Source organism: Delftia sp. HK171 (assembly GCF_001886655.1).
GTDB classification, from domain to species: Bacteria; Pseudomonadota; Gammaproteobacteria; order Burkholderiales; family Burkholderiaceae_C; genus Comamonas; species Comamonas acidovorans.
Window position 1 is genome coordinate 3,716,217 of the sequence record NZ_CP018101.1, and the last position, 15,571, is coordinate 3,731,787.

The 15,571-nt window shown below is 59.1% G+C and carries 9 protein-coding genes; 1 reads left to right on the plus strand and 8 read right to left on the minus strand.

Annotated elements, in window-relative coordinates; translation table 11 throughout:
- Positions 1–6 precede the first annotated feature (6 nt).
- Positions 7–3,129 carry a phospholipase D-like domain-containing protein gene (locus tag BO996_RS29155; protein WP_071955757.1) on the minus strand — a complete coding sequence of 1,041 codons (3,123 nt, stop codon included), beginning with the start codon at positions 3,127–3,129 and terminating at the stop codon, positions 7–9.
- 1,478 nt (positions 3,130–4,607) lie between these two features.
- On the opposite strand from BO996_RS29155, the gene BO996_RS16755 reads away from it, so the two are divergent.
- Positions 4,608–5,915 (plus strand): HD domain-containing phosphohydrolase, encoded by a 1,308-nt coding sequence (locus BO996_RS16755; protein ID WP_071955759.1) that lies wholly within the window; start codon positions 4,608–4,610, stop codon positions 5,913–5,915.
- Between the two features lie 625 nt (positions 5,916–6,540).
- Here BO996_RS16755 and BO996_RS16760 read toward each other — a convergent pair.
- The 7 genes from BO996_RS16760 to BO996_RS16790 all read right to left on the minus strand — a co-directional run bounded on the left by BO996_RS16760 (position 6,541) and on the right by BO996_RS16790 (position 15,315).
- The gene (locus tag BO996_RS16760; protein ID WP_071955761.1) at positions 6,541–7,230 is read right to left on the minus strand and encodes an ANTAR domain-containing response regulator; all 690 of its coding nucleotides are present in this window, start codon (positions 7,228–7,230) and stop codon (positions 6,541–6,543) included.
- A 2-nt stretch (positions 7,231–7,232) separates the two neighbouring features.
- Positions 7,233–8,381: a transporter substrate-binding domain-containing protein gene (locus tag BO996_RS16765; protein WP_071955763.1), complete on the minus strand. Its 1,149-nt coding sequence runs from the start codon at positions 8,379–8,381 to the stop codon at positions 7,233–7,235.
- A gap of 83 nt (positions 8,382–8,464) precedes the next feature.
- Positions 8,465–10,195, minus strand: a complete 1,731-nt coding sequence (locus tag BO996_RS16770) for a nitric oxide reductase activation protein NorD (RefSeq protein WP_071955764.1) — start codon at positions 10,193–10,195, stop codon at positions 8,465–8,467.
- Between the two features lie 12 nt (positions 10,196–10,207).
- Positions 10,208–11,065: a CbbQ/NirQ/NorQ/GpvN family protein gene (locus tag BO996_RS16775; RefSeq protein WP_016454627.1), complete on the minus strand. Its 858-nt coding sequence runs from the start codon at positions 11,063–11,065 to the stop codon at positions 10,208–10,210.
- A 72-nt stretch (positions 11,066–11,137) separates the two neighbouring features.
- Complete coding sequence (locus BO996_RS16780) at positions 11,138–12,175, minus strand: aliphatic amidase (RefSeq protein WP_043791758.1); 1,038 nt, start codon at positions 12,173–12,175, stop codon at positions 11,138–11,140.
- Positions 12,176–12,482: 307 nt separating this feature from the next.
- Positions 12,483–13,892 carry a GntP family permease gene (locus BO996_RS16785; RefSeq protein ID WP_034393326.1) on the minus strand — a complete coding sequence of 470 codons (1,410 nt, stop codon included), beginning with the start codon at positions 13,890–13,892 and terminating at the stop codon, positions 12,483–12,485.
- A gap of 112 nt (positions 13,893–14,004) precedes the next feature.
- Positions 14,005–15,315: a cytochrome P450 gene (locus tag BO996_RS16790; RefSeq protein ID WP_232240547.1), complete on the minus strand. Its 1,311-nt coding sequence runs from the start codon at positions 15,313–15,315 to the stop codon at positions 14,005–14,007.
- Positions 15,316–15,571: the final 256 nt, after the last annotated feature.

The following is a 15,571-nucleotide window of genomic DNA, read 5'->3' on the forward strand; positions in this document are numbered from 1 at the left end:
AAAACTTCATACTTCACGAAGTTTGAGCTTTGTGACGTAAAGGAGACGCTGTAGCTTCGGGAAATTATCCTTATATTCTCGGTAGCTTTTATAAATGACTAGCTCAATTTCAGTGTTTGATATATGTTGTATACGCAGAGATAGGACTGGTTGAATAACTTCTTGCGCATTATTGCGGACATTATTGGCTAATTCATACTTTTTCAGAGCCATCAATTGCACTAGTTCTCCATTGTCATCAGTGACGGAGTTCTTGATGGGGTTTCCGTAAGTGGAAAATAGTTGCGCAATATCTGTGAAAATGGTATCGAGTTTGAGGTATGTCTTGTCCTTCCATACCATAGGAGGGAGTGTTTCGCGAGAAATTGCTGTTGATGTTGAAGCTGCGGTTGATAAGATGTTTTTATCAAAAGTGAGCTTGTTTAGGGATAGTGATTTACCTTTGATTTGTATGGGCTGCGCCGTTGAGGTGGATTGTTCGGATTTAATCGAAATGCCGAACAATGAACTAATCCAAGGGGAATTGCTCTGGTTCAGTAGCCATGGGTGGCTCTTGATCTCTCCATCAAACATTTGTTTGATGAATTTATAACATTTTTGATATAAAGGTAAAGCGTCGGGTTCGAGTTTTAGGTAGCAGCCAACTTCATCCTTTCTGAAGGTTAGTAGCGGCGATTTGGGCGCCTGCATGATACCGAGTAAATACCCTATGGTGAAATGATGTGCTGTATTGACATTTAATGCATTTATTAGATCACTGTAAGTCTTGAATCTAGAATTTGATGGTATGGAATTGACCACTTTTCGAAGTATTAGCGCGTAAATCTTGTCTCGTTCACTGGCTTTGTTTTTTAACTTTACGAGTGTTGAAATTCCATGATTTTTTAAGGCGTTAGTTTCAGATGTCTGGCTTGGTAACCAATAGTGAAATGATTTTTTTGCCCAGACCTGTGTCTCGAGATAGTGCTTTGTGGTTGGGAATGCAGCAAGTTTAATATGATTTAGACGAAGAAAAATGCTGTCTGTCCCGTAGTGGATGAGAGTAAAGAGGTTAAGTCGGGTTTCTCTTGATGCAAATAGCAATTTATTGATCACGTCTGGATCTATCCCAGTGTTTGAAAGCAAACGGAGAATGCTTCTCCTACTCATCGGTAACTGTTGAAGATCAAAGTGCTCGTAAATGTACTCACAGATCAGTGCGTACGCATCGTCGGCTTGCGAATGTGTTATACGCTTGACACGCTTTGCTGTTAATTGAAGCTTGTCGGTCTCATCGAGTAGAGGTAAATGCAACGGCTTTGGTGAAATCGTAAGGTCTCTCAGTGTTGTTGATTTCTCGATTATCTGCCGCGTATTCGGATATTCGTGAAGATGCGTATTATCGAGAAGATCGTGATATATTCTCAACTTGTTCTTACAGCTCGTCTGCATGACCGCAAAGGGACTGCGCAGAAGAGTGTAGGTGCCAGAAATTAATAGTTTAATCTCAGATGGTCTTAGTTTTGATACGTCCATCAAATCAATGACTAAACTATCCATTTTCGATTCTATGATCTCGCCCTTTGTGACATAGAGCCACGCTAAATGAGCGAAAACCTTGTCAAACTGTGCTAATCGCTCCACTTTGGTATCAGATGGCGTTTCTTGTCCGTCCGGAATTTGGTTTATGGTGACGGCCTCAACCACTAGGGTATCTCTCTTTGAGTACTTTTGGCCGGTGGAGCCTGGGGCTGATTGCTTCCCCAGAGCACGCTGTCTCGCTAGGTCCACCTCGTATGCACCAATTCGTGCACTCCAGCTCCTATACGCGAGCTTCAGCAGTTTCAGGCGTTGACTCCAGTTCGCGGTAGGGATGAGGCGCAGGCCGCCAGTGGTATGAACGAAGCCAGCGTGCACCATGCCTGACACAACCTTTTTGAAGACTGCAGGGGGCGTGCTCTGGCGGACTTGATCGCTCGACCACTGTGTAGGTCCGTTGAAAGATAGAGTGTCTAAAATCCGTGAAACTAGGCGATCCATGGGCTCCAGAGCACGTTGCAGTTCAGCTTCTTTACTTTGGATAAAGCGACCGTTGATGTATACCAGTCTATGGACAGCATCTTCGGAAAATATGGATCTGGGATGTGAAGCACACCATTCAAGCAAGGCTAGGTAGGTTTCACGCATCCGCAAGCCCCTAGCTAGACTGCGCATTGCAGTATGGGCTTGGATGAAAGTAAAACCAGTGTCAGCATTCCTATCAACGAAGAATTTTATCTCGCTCTCGATGTCGAATGCTGGCGGTGCTGCCATGTGTGGCCAAGCGGGTGCCAGTTGTGGAGCGTCAGAATGAACCCGGATGTTCAGTGCCGGGGCGGGTATGGACGGTGCAATTGCATGGGAGGGGACCAAAACTATATTATGAACAACAGGTGTTTTGTCATATTGAATTGGCTCTGTGGATTTATTAGGTTTGGCTGGTATCAGCAGTTCGGCCGCGAGGGGGGGAAATGCACGCGTTGTCTTTGTGTCTTGCATTTCCCGGCGTAGTTTAATAGAGATGGGCTTGTGACCGAGAACATTTACAAGACGTGCACGTACACGACGGGCGGTGGAGTCTATCTGAGCTGGGCGTGTAGAAGTGTTTAGTATGGACTGATTGGTAATGCTGTTGAGTTCGGCTATCAACTTCACCACGCTGTGCAGCGGGGGAGGAGATGTCTGCAGCCAGATTGCATCGAACCAATCATGAATCTCCTGGACTTGCAGAAGATCAGTTAACAGGACTCCGAATTCTGTGCGACGCAGCACCCCTGCATGGGTAAGGTTAGCGGAGCCCGTATATGCGGCTACACCGCTGAGCACGGTCTTGGCATGGATGGCGGGGTAGTGGTGTATAAGGCCATCATGTTTTGCAAGGAAGTCGTAGACCAAATCTCGCTCGCGTCTAGGTGTCGCTGAAAGCCACTCAAGTACATCTGACACCAAACGCCAAGAGCGGGCCATATGAATTATTCGCTGTAGGTACTCGAGGCTGATGTAAGGGCTAACGATCTTTACGTCCTGATCTCTGATGACCTGCACGATGGCACGATCAAAGGGCGATTCTTGATCCTGCGTATCAGGAGCGTGGTAAAGCAGCCTTGACATAATTTCCTGTGTTGCTGGTGTGTGTGCCTATTGTGCTATATCAAATCCGCGGGTATGCCTCTGCAGCCGAGAAAATCGGCGAATGTTGAGTCATCGATTTGCACGCTGCTTGAGTGAGCTGTCTGTTCAAGAGTGCTACTTCCACTCCACGACTCAGCTTGCGTACATGTGACTTTCGCCACAAGTCCTGAGGCCAAGGCGCTCGCATCGCAGAGGCTGCCCAGGGTGGGCTGACAATGTGAAGTGCAGCATTGATGATGAGGCGCCGCGCTATGACCAAAACCTGCCCAAAGTAGGCTGAAATTGGGTAAAAAAGGCATGATTTCGAAAACAACAGAAGCGTGGCTATCGGTGCAAGTGGTTGATGTGGAAGGATTTTTTTCTTGTGTCTTTTTCGGTGGATCGGACTTTTAATCCGTTGGTCGCAGCTTGATGAGTAGGTAGTACTCCCCGATTGGGCGATACGCCTTTCTGCTCAAAGGCTTCAGAGCTTGGCAGGTCTGCCCCCTCATCGGTCGGTACATTCAGACCGCCGGATCTACGCACAACTAGAAGCGCAACTGAGCGAGCAATGCTGCATAGTTGCTACAGAAGGGTGAGAATATTCCCCTAAGTTGCTGTCAGATGATGATTTTTTTTAAAATCAATCCAGTCCATCATGGGCGCAACGGACATGCGCCACATGCTGGCAGGTGCTTGATTTTCTACGTTTGTCATTGATCTGATTGGGGTTTTTTGCTGCGTCGTCGTTGCCTGACTCTTCGCCATTCAACCCCGTTTTCCTGTTTGTTCAACTCTGAGCACTCAATGGGAATGATCACCGCACACAAGCGGGCAGGCGGCTCGCTAGCTGACCTCTAGGCCTCCAAGCTCACGGTGCAGTTCGTAAGGGTCAAGCTCCAAAGAAAAAGCCCCTGGCGCGCACGCACCCCGGGGGCTTGAGGCGCCGCCTAGACTTGGCGCGCACCTCCTTGCTTGGTGTATCGGCTGCACGCCGCCTAACTTTTGGCTTTTTCGATCAGGAATTGCATGCCGTTCTTGCCGTTGATCCAGTTCGGCGGCTTGCTGCGGCCGATCCGGGTAGCACCTGTCTCGGGGGGGCGCGGAATCTGGGCATGGCCACGAAGCTCTTCGCCTTGGAGCCGCTGGCAGGGAACACGTTCTGCTCGGTCAACTGGCATTCATGAACTAGGGCGCGAACCTCTTCCACCGCACCGGCTTTTTCTGTTTCCATCATTTCCGCGATGCGTGCATCCGGCTCGGCCTTCCAAGCGAGTGGCATCACTGACGCAAAAATCATCCATTGCGCGAGGTTGGTGGTGGTAGCTACATGTAAGTGGATGAAAGTATTCGAATGAATTTGATCTTCATTTGCTTGATGCTAGTAAAGAATTTCTATCTCCACCAACGCATTTCGATGTCATATTCTTGAGACTCATTGATCGATGCATCGAATAATGCAATTGGAGGCATGCCAAATGAATGCTGAAGAGAAACAAGAATCATTTGCACAGCAATCGCGGTTGCAGGCATTGTTGATTGACCCGGAGGTGGAGGACTTTGCAGGGTTAAACCTGTTGCTTGGTCAGGCTGGATATGATCTGCGGATGGCAGCAAGTTCGCCAGAAGCATTGGCGGATTTTTCTGGTGGACGAATTGACTTGTTGATATGCAATACGCATGTACTTGACAAGGATGGCGGGCAGTGGTTGGAGCGCATTGTTGGACAGTTCCCTGACCTGTTTGTGATTTTTCTTTCGGAATACGGCAGAACTGTGATTCCGAAAGGCATTGGTCGTTTGATGGGTTTGTACCGTCACATAGTAAAACCTTGGAATAGTGAGCAATTTTTGGATGCTATTGATCAATTAAACGATCAGAAAATTACACGCCATGAGACTATTCGTCTGGATCAAAAAAATAAAGCGCTGACGAAGGAGCTGGCAGAGTTAAATGCAACTGTTGAGCTTACTGCCCATGTGCACGACGACGAACTGTTGGAGGCGCATAGGAAGCTTAAAAAGAATTTCGTCGCAGCTATTCGGATGTTTTCCAATCTTCTTGAGTGGCGGGGCGGGCTGCTTGCAGGGCATTCTAGACGCGTTGCGGACCTGACCCGTCGAACCGCAAATATCATGCAGCTAAGCGAAGAAGATCAGCAGAATTCTTTTGTTGCTGCGCTCATTCATGATATTGCCCATATTACTCTTGCCGATGGGATGTTGAACAAGCCCGTCCCAAGCTTGAGTCATGAAGAGCTGGAAAAATATAGGAATCACAGCAGCTTGGGAGAACAGTTGCTTCTGCCGATAGACGATGCGCACCCGGTCGCTACTCTCGTCAGGTCCCACCATGAGCGATTCGACGGGGCAGGTTTCCCTGATGGCCTGAAAGGGAAGGATATTCCAATAGGAGCTCGGATAATAGCGGTTGCTGATTTTTACGATGACCTGATGATAGGGCATTTAAGCAGCAAGCCCCTAAATTGTGCAGAGGCAAGAACCCTCATTTCGCATGGCAGAGGAACACAATTTGATCCAGAGGTTGTCGATGCTTTCTTGCAGATTTTGATACAGGCAATCCCCGTTGCCGACCCAGTCCCTCTTTATGTTCCCTGTTCGGAGCTCCGGCCAGGAATGATTTTGGCTCAAGACTTCGTATCGAGGGAAGGGTTGGTATTGCTTACGGCAGGTCGAGTTTTGACGACAGATTTGATACGCAGAATGCAATTGCGTGTTGATCTTGGCCGGAAATTGCCGATTCGTACCATGGCCTCGGCTGTTTGATGATTTTCGAGATTTTGTAATTTATTTGGTATGGGTTTGATCAAGTTGTTAATGGTTTTCGCTCTCTGCTTGTCTTGAAGAACTTCAGCAGAATTTCACCGTTGGATGTAATCGCTTGTTTTTCTGATATGTCAGCTATATGTGAAGGTGGTACTTCTGTGGAATATAGTTTGCTGTTGCTTATTCTGTATAAAATTCTCTTGTCTCCGACTATGAATTCATCTCCTTCAATCAGTCCTATATACCGGCCATTTTTGGTATAGGCTTTCCACCATCCGCCTTCTATCATTTTATGCCTCGCGATACTATGGTTTATTGTTGACGCCCAACACGTCAATGCTTAAGGGTGAAATGCTAATCTGAGAGTCGTCCGATTTTGCAATCGATGCAAAATTTGACAAAGTAATTGATGTTGATAATCCATTATCAGATTCTCATCGAACGAGAGTGACATTCACATATGTGGGCGGTTTGGTGGGTAACTATTGATCAAAGTATTCACAAGCCCTGCGTGCTCCGCATCGGGAGCCATTTTTTTCTTCACACGCTGCGTGCGTTCAAAAAAAGAGGACCCTGGTTCCCCGGGGTCAAGCCATGGCTGCTGGCGGCAGGAGTCCTGCGTGATTTACCTGCCCACGCCCTTGCCCAGCGACAGTATTTCGCTCGCATGGACGATGGCCTGGGCAATCTCCTCCACCGAGCTGCGCCGGCTCATGGCCTGGGCGCGGATCATGTCGTAGGCCTGGTCTTCGTTGATCTGGTGGGTTTGCATGAGGATGGCCTTGGCTTCGGCCACGCGGCGCTGGCCCAGCAGCTTGGCCTGGAGCTTGGCGATGCGCTGCTGCTGCTGGCGTGATTCCTTGTGGTTTCTGCGCGCCAGCACCAATGTGGACAGCAGGCCGAAGGAGCGGATGGGCGAGGGCAGGATGGCTTGCACCTGCAGCTCCAGCACGGCGGAGACGATGGTGGGGTTCTCGTAGTTGACCACGGCGATGGCGGTGGGCGGGCTATCTCCCTCACCCTGTGTCCAGGCGTAGTTCAACTGCAGGTGATCGGGGCGCACGGCCAGGAAGACCACGTCCGTGCCCTCGGGCAGGCTGGGCTGGGGCGGCCAGATGGCCTGGACCTGGCAGCCTATGCGCTGCAGCTGCTGGGCCAGCAGTCGGCCGTCCGCGTCGTCGGGGTGGACGACGGCAATGCGCAGCTGGCGCAGTTCCTTCAGTTGGGGCGAGGTGGCACGCAGCAGCGGCTTTCTTTCCAGCAGCGGCCGGCCTGTGGCAGCGCTGCCGGTGTCCTTGTTGGGGGCGGCATCCACGCTCAGTTCTCCAGGGCACCGAGGCTGGCGGTCCAGTCGCCCAGGGAGTGGGTGACCAGGTAGGGGTCGGGCGAGACGGCCCGGGTGGCCTGGCGCACGATGGTGAAGCCGCCCTGTGCATTGGCGCGGCCCACGCGCGGGTGCAGCCAGGTGTGGTGGTTGTCGGGATCCAGCCGGATGCGGCCCTGGGGCGCGTCGAATTCGCTGCCCAGCAGATGGGGCAGCAGCTCGCCTATGCGGTCACTGCCGGCCTGGCGGAAGGCATTGGCGAACAGGTGCATCTGAAAGTAGGCGGCCTCCCAGCACAGGTTGGGCCGGCAGTCGTCGCCCAGGCGCTGGCGCAGCCGGGCCAGGCAGCGCGCGTTGGCGGGCGAATCGATGGACTGGAAGTAGGGCGCGGCCGTGAAATGTCCGCTGGCCACGTCGGCCCCCATCTGGGCGATCTCGGCCTCGGAGGTGGTGAGGCTGGCAATCGGCATGGTCTGCGGGTTGAAGCCTGCGTCGGCATAGGCGCGGTAGAGGCTGGCCGTGGAGTCGCCGACCACGGTGGAGAAGATGAAGTCCGGCTGCCTGGCGCGGATGTCCTGCATGATGGCCGCGTAGTCGCGCTCGGTGGCATCCAGCGGCAGGTAGTGTTCACCGAGCTTGTCGCTGCCCGGATGCTGCATGACCAGCTCGCCCATGATGCGGTTGGACTCATAGGGATAGATGTAGTCCGAGCCGATGAGGTAGACCCGCGCGCCGAAGCTGCTGGTCATGTAGTCGGCCAGTTGCACGCTGTTCTGGTTGGGCGCGGCGCCCGTGTAGATGACATTGCCCGAGAACTCGAAGCCTTCGTAGAGCGTGGGATAGAACAGCAGCTTGTTCCATTTCTCGACGATGGGGATGACGGCCTTGCGGCTGCTGGACATGTAGCAGCCGAAGATGACGTTGATGCCATCGCGCACGATGAGTTGCTCGGCCAGGGCCGCATAGCGGGCCGGCGTGGAGGCCGGGTCGTAGCGCACTGCGACCAGTTCGCGCCCCAGCAGGCCGCCCGCCTCGTTGATTTCGTCGATGGCCAGCTGCGCGCCCTGCAGCTGGGACTGGCCGATGGTCGATGTGGTGCCGGTTGCCGAGTAAAGAATGCCGACTCTGACGGGGTCGTTCATGGGTTCCTTCTGTGCCAGGTGCTGGCTTGCGTTCTTTGCATGCGCTTCAGGTTAATCGAGATTGGCGTGGTCGGTGGCCGTGGTCAGCGGCCGGCTGCGAGCCTTGCGCCCATCTGGGACAGCCGCCTTGGCAGATGCCGCGCGTCGTCGGCAATGCCGTAGTTGCGCCCGCCAAAGATATGGCGCACATAGCCGTCTGCCTGGCTGTCCACAGCCAGGCAACTGATGCGTATGCCTGCGGCGCGGGCCTGCTGCACGGCATGGCGCGCGTCTTCGATCAGGTAGCGATCGTCATGCACGTCGATGTCGGCGGGTGCGCCGTCGGTGATCACCAGCAAATGGCGCTGGCCAGCAGGCTCGGCCGCCAGCAGGCTGCTGGCGTGGCGCAGGGCGGCGCCCAGGCGTGTGGAGTGGCGCCCCTGCAGTGCCTGCAACCGGGCGGCCGCTGCTGCGGCAAAGGGCTGGCCGAAGTCCAGCAGGCGCAGGTAGCGGACTTCGGCGCGCGTGTTGGACGAGAAGGCGTGGACGGCCAGGCGGTCCACGCCGGTCCTGTGGCCTGCGCGCGATTCGGCCAGCATGAGGGCCGCCTGTTTCTCCAGCTCCAGCAGGCTGGCGCCTTGGGGGCCGGGCGTGTTGACCGATTCGGAAGCGTCCATCAGCACCAGCAGGCTGGTGGGGCGCGGGCCTTTGCCGGCACGCATGAAAAGGCGAGGTTCCGGTCGCAGGTTCAGACGGCGGTCTACCTGGACCTCGATGGCGGCATTGAAGTCCAGGTCATCGCCCTCCCACTGGCGGCGCAGGCGCTGGCGCCGGTCCAACTGGCGTGCGGGCGGCAGCGGCAGGGGCGGCAGTGTCTGTCTGCCGGCTTGGGAGCCTTTCCCGGCCAGAGCCTCGGCCTGCCATGCGGGCAGGGTGTCGATGACGGTGCACCAGTCCGTCTTCAGGCGCTCCGACCTGCGGTCCCATTCCGGATAGCTGTGGCGCGACAGTTCCAGGCCTGGGTCCAGCGACTGGCCTTCCTGTGCATCGGACTGCTGTCCTGCGCCGGCCGATGGAGGAGGGGCCGCGCGCGCAGCGGACTGCTGCAGCGCGAGTGTGTCTTCCTCGCCCTGAGGCGAGTCCGGATGCTGCCAGAGATAGCTGTTGTCATCACGGTAGATGCTGGGCACGGCATGGTGCTGCGGGTCCATGCGCACGCGCATCTGTCCCAGGTCGTTGGCCAGGATGGAGGCAATGGCCCGGAATGCGGCGTAGTCCTCCAGACCATGGCGCGTGGCGGTGTTCTCGAACAGGTCACGGGCCTTGTGGATCCAGTGGTTGCCGTCCACGCGCTCTGGCCACAGCAGCATGCGGTCCAGCCGGGCCATGAAGGCGGCAAAGCCCAGGTCGGATGGGTCGGGCTCGGGGGCGATGCAGGCCTCGAACCAGCGGCGCACGCCGGGGTGCTGCAGGCACAGCAGCCGCTCCACGCGCGCATCTTCCAGTGCGCCCACCACGGCCTGGCCCATGGGCTTGAGGGCGCTGCTGTCCTGGCCTGCCGGTGAAAAGCGCAGATGGGCTGCGGCATGGGCCATTGTTGCTGCGTGCAGGTGTGCCTGCATGGGCAAGTTGGCGGGAACCAGCAGCCGGGCAGGCTGGCTGATCAACACGGCGCGCGGCGGCAGGGCGTGGGCTTGGCCCGGCGCCGGGGCACTGGCCGGCGTCCTAGCCAGCGCCTGCACGGCGACAGGCTGGCGCGCCAGGCCGCTGGCCAGCAGGCCCAGCGTGTGCAGCAGACGGGACTCTTCGGGCAAGGCAACGGAGACGATGGCCATGGCGCGCGGCCCTCAGGCGCCGAACTCTGCTTCGACCAGCTGGCGCAGCGCGGCGGCCGTGTCGGGGTCGTCGGTCAGGGCGCTGGTGATGGTCATGTCGCAGCTGTCATGCACCGGCATGCCGTCGCGCATCAGCAGGCCTGCGTAGATCAGCATGCGGGTGGAGGCGCCTTCGTCCAGGCCCCGGTGGCGCAGTTCGCGTGTGCTGCGCGCCAGGCTGACCAGGCTGCGAGCGGTGGCCGGGGCAATGCCGGTCTCGTGGGCCACGATATCCGCCTCGATCTCGGGCGCCGGGTAGTCGAAGTCCAGCGCGGCGAAGCGCTGGCGGGTCGATGGCTTCATGTCCTTGGCGCTGCTCTGGTAGCCGGGGTTGTAGGAAACCACCAGCTGGAAGTCGGGGTGCGCGTGGACCACCTCGCCCTTCTTGTCCAGCGGCAGGGCGCGGCGCGCGTCGGTCAGCGGGTGGATGACGACCGTGGTGTCCTGGCGGGCCTCCACCACTTCGTCCAGGTAGCAGATGCCGCCATGGCGCACGGCCAGGGTCAGCGGGCCGTCGTGCCAGGCCGTGCCGTCGGCATCCAGCAGGTAGCGGCCCACCAGGTCGGAGGCCGTCATGTCCTCGTTGCAGGCCAGCGTGACCAGGGGGCGCTTGAGCGCCCACGCCATGTACTCCACAAAGCGCGTCTTGCCGCAGCCCGTGGGGCCCTTGAGGATGAGCGGCATTCGGTGCTGGTAGGCCTGGCGGTACAGCTGTACTTCGCGGCCCGAGGGGCGGTAGAAGGGCTCTTCCTCGATGCGGTAGGCCGCCAGCGGGTCGGCGGCCTGGTTGGCAGGAGCGTGCAGCGGGCCTGTGGTTGTTGTCGTGCTCATCTTCACTCTTCACCTTTGCGTGTTCATGGGCGGGCCTGCCCCCGCGCCTGCTGGCACGGAGGCAGGACGCTGTCAGCGGTGCCTGGGCGCCTCGTGCGGAATGCCTTCGATGGGGCATTCGGGCGTGCCTACGGTGGTGCGCGTGAAGGACTCCACCATCTCGCGCGTGCCCTCGGGATCGTTGACCCACTGGCTGTAGAAGTTGTACGGGCAGGCGGCCACGCCCTTGTCCCCGTCGCCGGAGTTGATGGTGCCGGTGTAGCCCCGGTGCACCAGCTTGAACAGATGGTTCTGAGACTGGCCGTTCTTGCGCGCATCGCGGATCAGGTGCTTGGACAGTTCGGCGTACTGGATGCCCATTTCCTCCTCGCCAGTCTCGCCCAGGGTGCGGCCATCGAAGCCGATGATGGCCGAGTGCCCGAAGTACGAGTACACGCCGTCGAAGCCCGCCGCATTGGCCACGGCCACATAGCAGTTGTTCATGAAGGCCATGGCCTTGGAGACCATGATCTGCTGCTCCTTGGCCGGGTACATGTAGCCCTGGCAGCGCACGACGAGCTCGGCGCCGCGCATGGCGCAGTCGCGCCAGATCTCGGGGTAGTTGCCGTCGTCGCAGATGATGAGGCTGATCTTCAGGCCCTTGGGGCCTTCGCTCACATAGGTGCAGTCGCCCGGGTACCAGCCCTCGATGGGCACCCAGGGCATGATCTTGCGGTACTTCTGCACGATCTCGCCCTGGTTGTTCATGAGGATGAGGGTGTTGTAGGGCGCCTTGTTGGGGTGCTCCTCATGGCGCTCGCCCGTCAGCGAGAACACGCCCCAGACGTTGGCCCTGCGGCAGGCGTCGGCGAAGATTTCGGTCTCTTCGCCTGGGATGGCGCTGGCCGTGTCGTACATCTCCTTGGCGTCGTACATGATGCCGTGCGTGGAGTACTCGGGGAAGATCACCAGGTCCATTCCCGGCAGGCCGCGCTTCATGCCCACCAGCATGTCGGCGATCTTGCGGCAGTTGTCCAGCACCTCGGCCTTGGTGTGCAGGCGTGGCATCTTGTAGTTGACCACCGCCACGCCGACGCAATCGTTGCTGCTGGAAATATCTCCGTGTCTCATGCTGCTGCTCCTGAAGGGGTTGAAGGGGCGGCGTGCGGCATCGCAGCCCCCTCGATTCCCGTCCAACAAAAAAAGGCCCGAACCGCTCCGGGTCAGGGAGCGGTTCGGGCCTTGTTGCCCGACATCGGCGCTGGCAGCTTTGGCAGCGGATGTCGTCTTGTCGGTAATGCGGGAATGAATCGGGGCGATGCCTTATCGCCGTGCATGCATTGTTGCCATGCACCCGCTCCGCGCATATACGTCATATGCCGGTTGTGGCGGGCGCGATGCCGTGGTATTTCCCGCGCGCGCTCTGCGCCCTGGTCCCTCAGAAGGACCCGAACATGGTGCCGAGCGTGATCACCAGCACCAGGGCCAGCAGTGGCGCACCAATGGTCATGATGGCGATGTTGCCGTACGACTGGCGGTGCGTGAGGCCGCAGATGGACAGCAGCGTGATGATGGCGCCGCTGTGCGGCAGGGTGTCGAAGCAGCCGGCCGCCATCACGGCCACGCGGTGCAGCAGCTCCGGGCTGATGCCCAGCTGGGCGGCCATGGCCAGGTAGTCCTTGCCCAGCGTGGACAGCGCAATCGACAGGCCGCCGGACGACGACCCCGTGATGCCGGCCAGCACGTTCATGGCCACGGCCTCGGAGATCAGCGGGTTGTGTGGCGCCACGTTGAGCACGGCCTCGCGGATGATGGCAAAGCCCGCCAGCCCCGCGATGACCGCACCGTAGCCCACCTCCGAGGCGGTGTTGAAGATGGGCAGCATGGAGCCCAGCACGCCCTTGTTCACCGACTCCTTGAGATTGCGCCAGCGGCCCAGGCCCAGCAGCACCAGTGCGGCGCAGGCCACGGCCAGGGCCATGATCAGCGCCCACAGGCCCGTCTGCTTGGCCGGGTCCACGGCAGGAAAACGTTCCTTCAGAAAGCCGAAATCCATCTGCGGGAACACGCCGTAGGTCAGCAGCGCATTGACCGCGATCACCAGTACCAGCGGCAGCAGGGCCAGCAGCAGCGGCAGGTCCCGGCGGCTGTGCAGGGCGGGATCGCTTTCTTCATGCAGCCCCTGCTCGACGGCGTCGTCATGGTCGCCGTAGCCTTCGCCGGCCACGCGCGCCTTGGCCGCGCGCGACTGCAGCCACCACAGGCCCAGGGCCAGCATGGTCATGCCGCCGATGATGCCCAGGCCCGGCGCCGCGAACACATTGGTGCCGTAGTAGGGAATGGGAATGGCGTTCTGGATGGACGGCGTGCCCGGCAGCGCCGTCATGGTGAAGGTGAACGAGCCCAGCGCGATGGTGGGCGGTATCAGCCGCTTGGGCACATGGGCCGCGCGGAACAGCGACTTGGCAATCGGATAGATGGCAAAGGCCACCACGAACAGCGACACGCCGCCATAGGTGAGCACGGCGCAGGCCAGAACCACCGTGAGGATGGCGTGCTTCTCGCCCAGCACGCGCATGATCCAGTGCGATATCGCGGTGGCCGCGCCCGAGTCCGCCATCAACTGGCCGAACAGCGCGCCCAGCAGGAACACGGGGAAGAACTGCAGCATGTAGTTGCCCAGGGCGCCCATGAAGGTGCTGGTGTACAGCGGCAGCATGTGGCCCAGGTCGCCGGACAGCAGCACGGCCACGGCGGCCATCAGGGGGGCCAGCAGCAGCACGGAGATGCCTCGGTAGGCCAGGAACATCAGTCCCGCCAGTGAAATCACGATTGCCAGGGTACTCAAATCGTCTCCAGTCCAGTGGTTCTAGTCAAAAAGACAGAATAAATGCGGATGGGTGACAATTTGGCGTAATTGGCGTGCTTTGTAGATGATTTGGCGCAATATATCGCCACGTTTACCCGGCCTGTGCGCCGCTGCGCGACTGCAGCCGCAGTCTCAGGGGCGTGGATGGCCGCAGCGTGACCTGCAGCACAGGGCGAGGGGCGCCGGCACCTTCGGGCACGCTCAGCCGCAGGCGCTGCAGCACCATGGCTGCCACCACCGTCATCTCCGTGCTGGCCAGGTGCTGGCCCAGGCATACGCGCGGGCCGGTGCCAAAAGGCATCCAGCTGCCGCGCGGCGCGGCAGGGGCTCCGTCCTTGTCGGCATCGGCGAAACGCTGCGGCTGAAAGGCATCGGGTTGCGGGAACCAGCGCGCATCGCGTTGCATGAGGCCGGGCGCAATCATGAACAGGGTTCGCGCGGGCAGGCGCCACGGGCCCAGCTGCACAGGCCGTGTGCAACGCCGGCTGATGAGCACGGGCGCGGCCGGGTACAGGCGCATGGCTTCCTGAAGGCTCCAGCCCAACTGGCGCAGCGCCGGCAGGTCCTGCGCCGTGGGCGGGCGGCCCTGCAGCTGTTCCTGGATCTCGTCAGCCACCTGCTGCTGCGCCTCGGGATGGGTGGCCATGCACCAGGACCACCAGGTCAGGCTGCTGGCCACGGTTTCGTGACCTGCCAGAAAGGCCGTCATGCACTCATCGCGCACGGCCTGCAGCGTCCAGGCCTGGGCGTCGCCCCGGTGCAGGCGCAGCAGGCGGCTGAGCAGATCCTCGGGCCAGTCTTCATCGGCCTGCGCCAGCCGGAGCCGGACCTGCCGGTCGATGAAGCTGCGCAGCCAGGCCAGCGCCCGGCGCTTGCGGCGTTTCCATGGCATGGCATCGGGCCAGCGCAGGGGCCAGTAGAACTCGCTGTTGGCGGCATGGCTGACTTCGCGGATGGCCTGCTCCGCGGAGCGCGCATCCTCGCCGATGGCGCCGGAGAACATCAGCCGCATGATCACATCCATGGCCAGGGCGGTCAGCGCCTGTTCCATGGGAAAGTCCTCGGACTGCTGCGGCCAGGCCTGCAGCGCGGCCTGCGCGGCTGCGGCCAGGGCCGGTATCTGGGCCTGCACGGCCTTGGGGGAGAAGGCCGGCAACAGGGCCTGCCGCTTGCTGCGCCAGGGCTGGCCTTCGCTGACCAGCACGCTGTGGCCGTGCAGTTGGGCAAAGACCGAGATGCCGTGCTCCCAGCGCACCAGCGCATCGTGCTGGCCCACCAGCAGTTCGCGCACCAGTTCGGGATCCGTGACGACGACCTGGTGCTCTGGCCAGATGCGCAGATGGATGGCATCGCCGTGCTCGCCGCGCCATTGCGCCAGCGTACCCAGCAGGTCGCGCGACATGCGGCGCAGCAGGCCCCAGCCCGTGAGCCCCGGTGCCGGGCCGGGTGGCCAGGCCGTGGAGGCCATCTGCTCGGATTGCTCGGGTTGCGCCGGTTGTGCGGATTGCGGCGCTTGCGTGGCGAAGGGGCAGGAGGCCGCATTCGACGGCGCCGGTGTGCAGGTATCTTGTGTGGGATTCGGGTGGTTCATGTTCCCATGCTCGCTGGTCACGCCGCCCGTGGTCTTGAACGAAAGCGTCACGGGATCGGCGGGCGGC

Excerpts from the sequence above, each read along its gene's own strand:
- BO996_RS16755 (WP_071955759.1), top strand. The coding sequence starts at position 4,608 with ATGAATGCTGAAGAGAAACAAGAATCATTTGCACAGCAATCGCGGTTG.
- BO996_RS16790 (WP_232240547.1), bottom strand. The coding sequence starts at position 15,315 with ATGTCGCGCGACCTGCTGGGTACGCTGGCGCAATGGCGCGGCGAGCAC.
- BO996_RS29155 (WP_071955757.1), bottom strand. The coding sequence starts at position 3,129 with ATGTCAAGGCTGCTTTACCACGCTCCTGATACGCAGGATCAAGAATCG.
- BO996_RS16780 (WP_043791758.1), bottom strand. The coding sequence starts at position 12,175 with ATGAGACACGGAGATATTTCCAGCAGCAACGATTGCGTCGGCGTGGCG.
- BO996_RS16775 (WP_016454627.1), bottom strand. The coding sequence starts at position 11,065 with ATGAGCACGACAACAACCACAGGCCCGCTGCACGCTCCTGCCAACCAG.
- BO996_RS16765 (WP_071955763.1), bottom strand. The coding sequence starts at position 8,381 with ATGAACGACCCCGTCAGAGTCGGCATTCTTTACTCGGCAACCGGCACC.
- BO996_RS16770 (WP_071955764.1), bottom strand. The coding sequence starts at position 10,195 with ATGGCCATCGTCTCCGTTGCCTTGCCCGAAGAGTCCCGTCTGCTGCAC.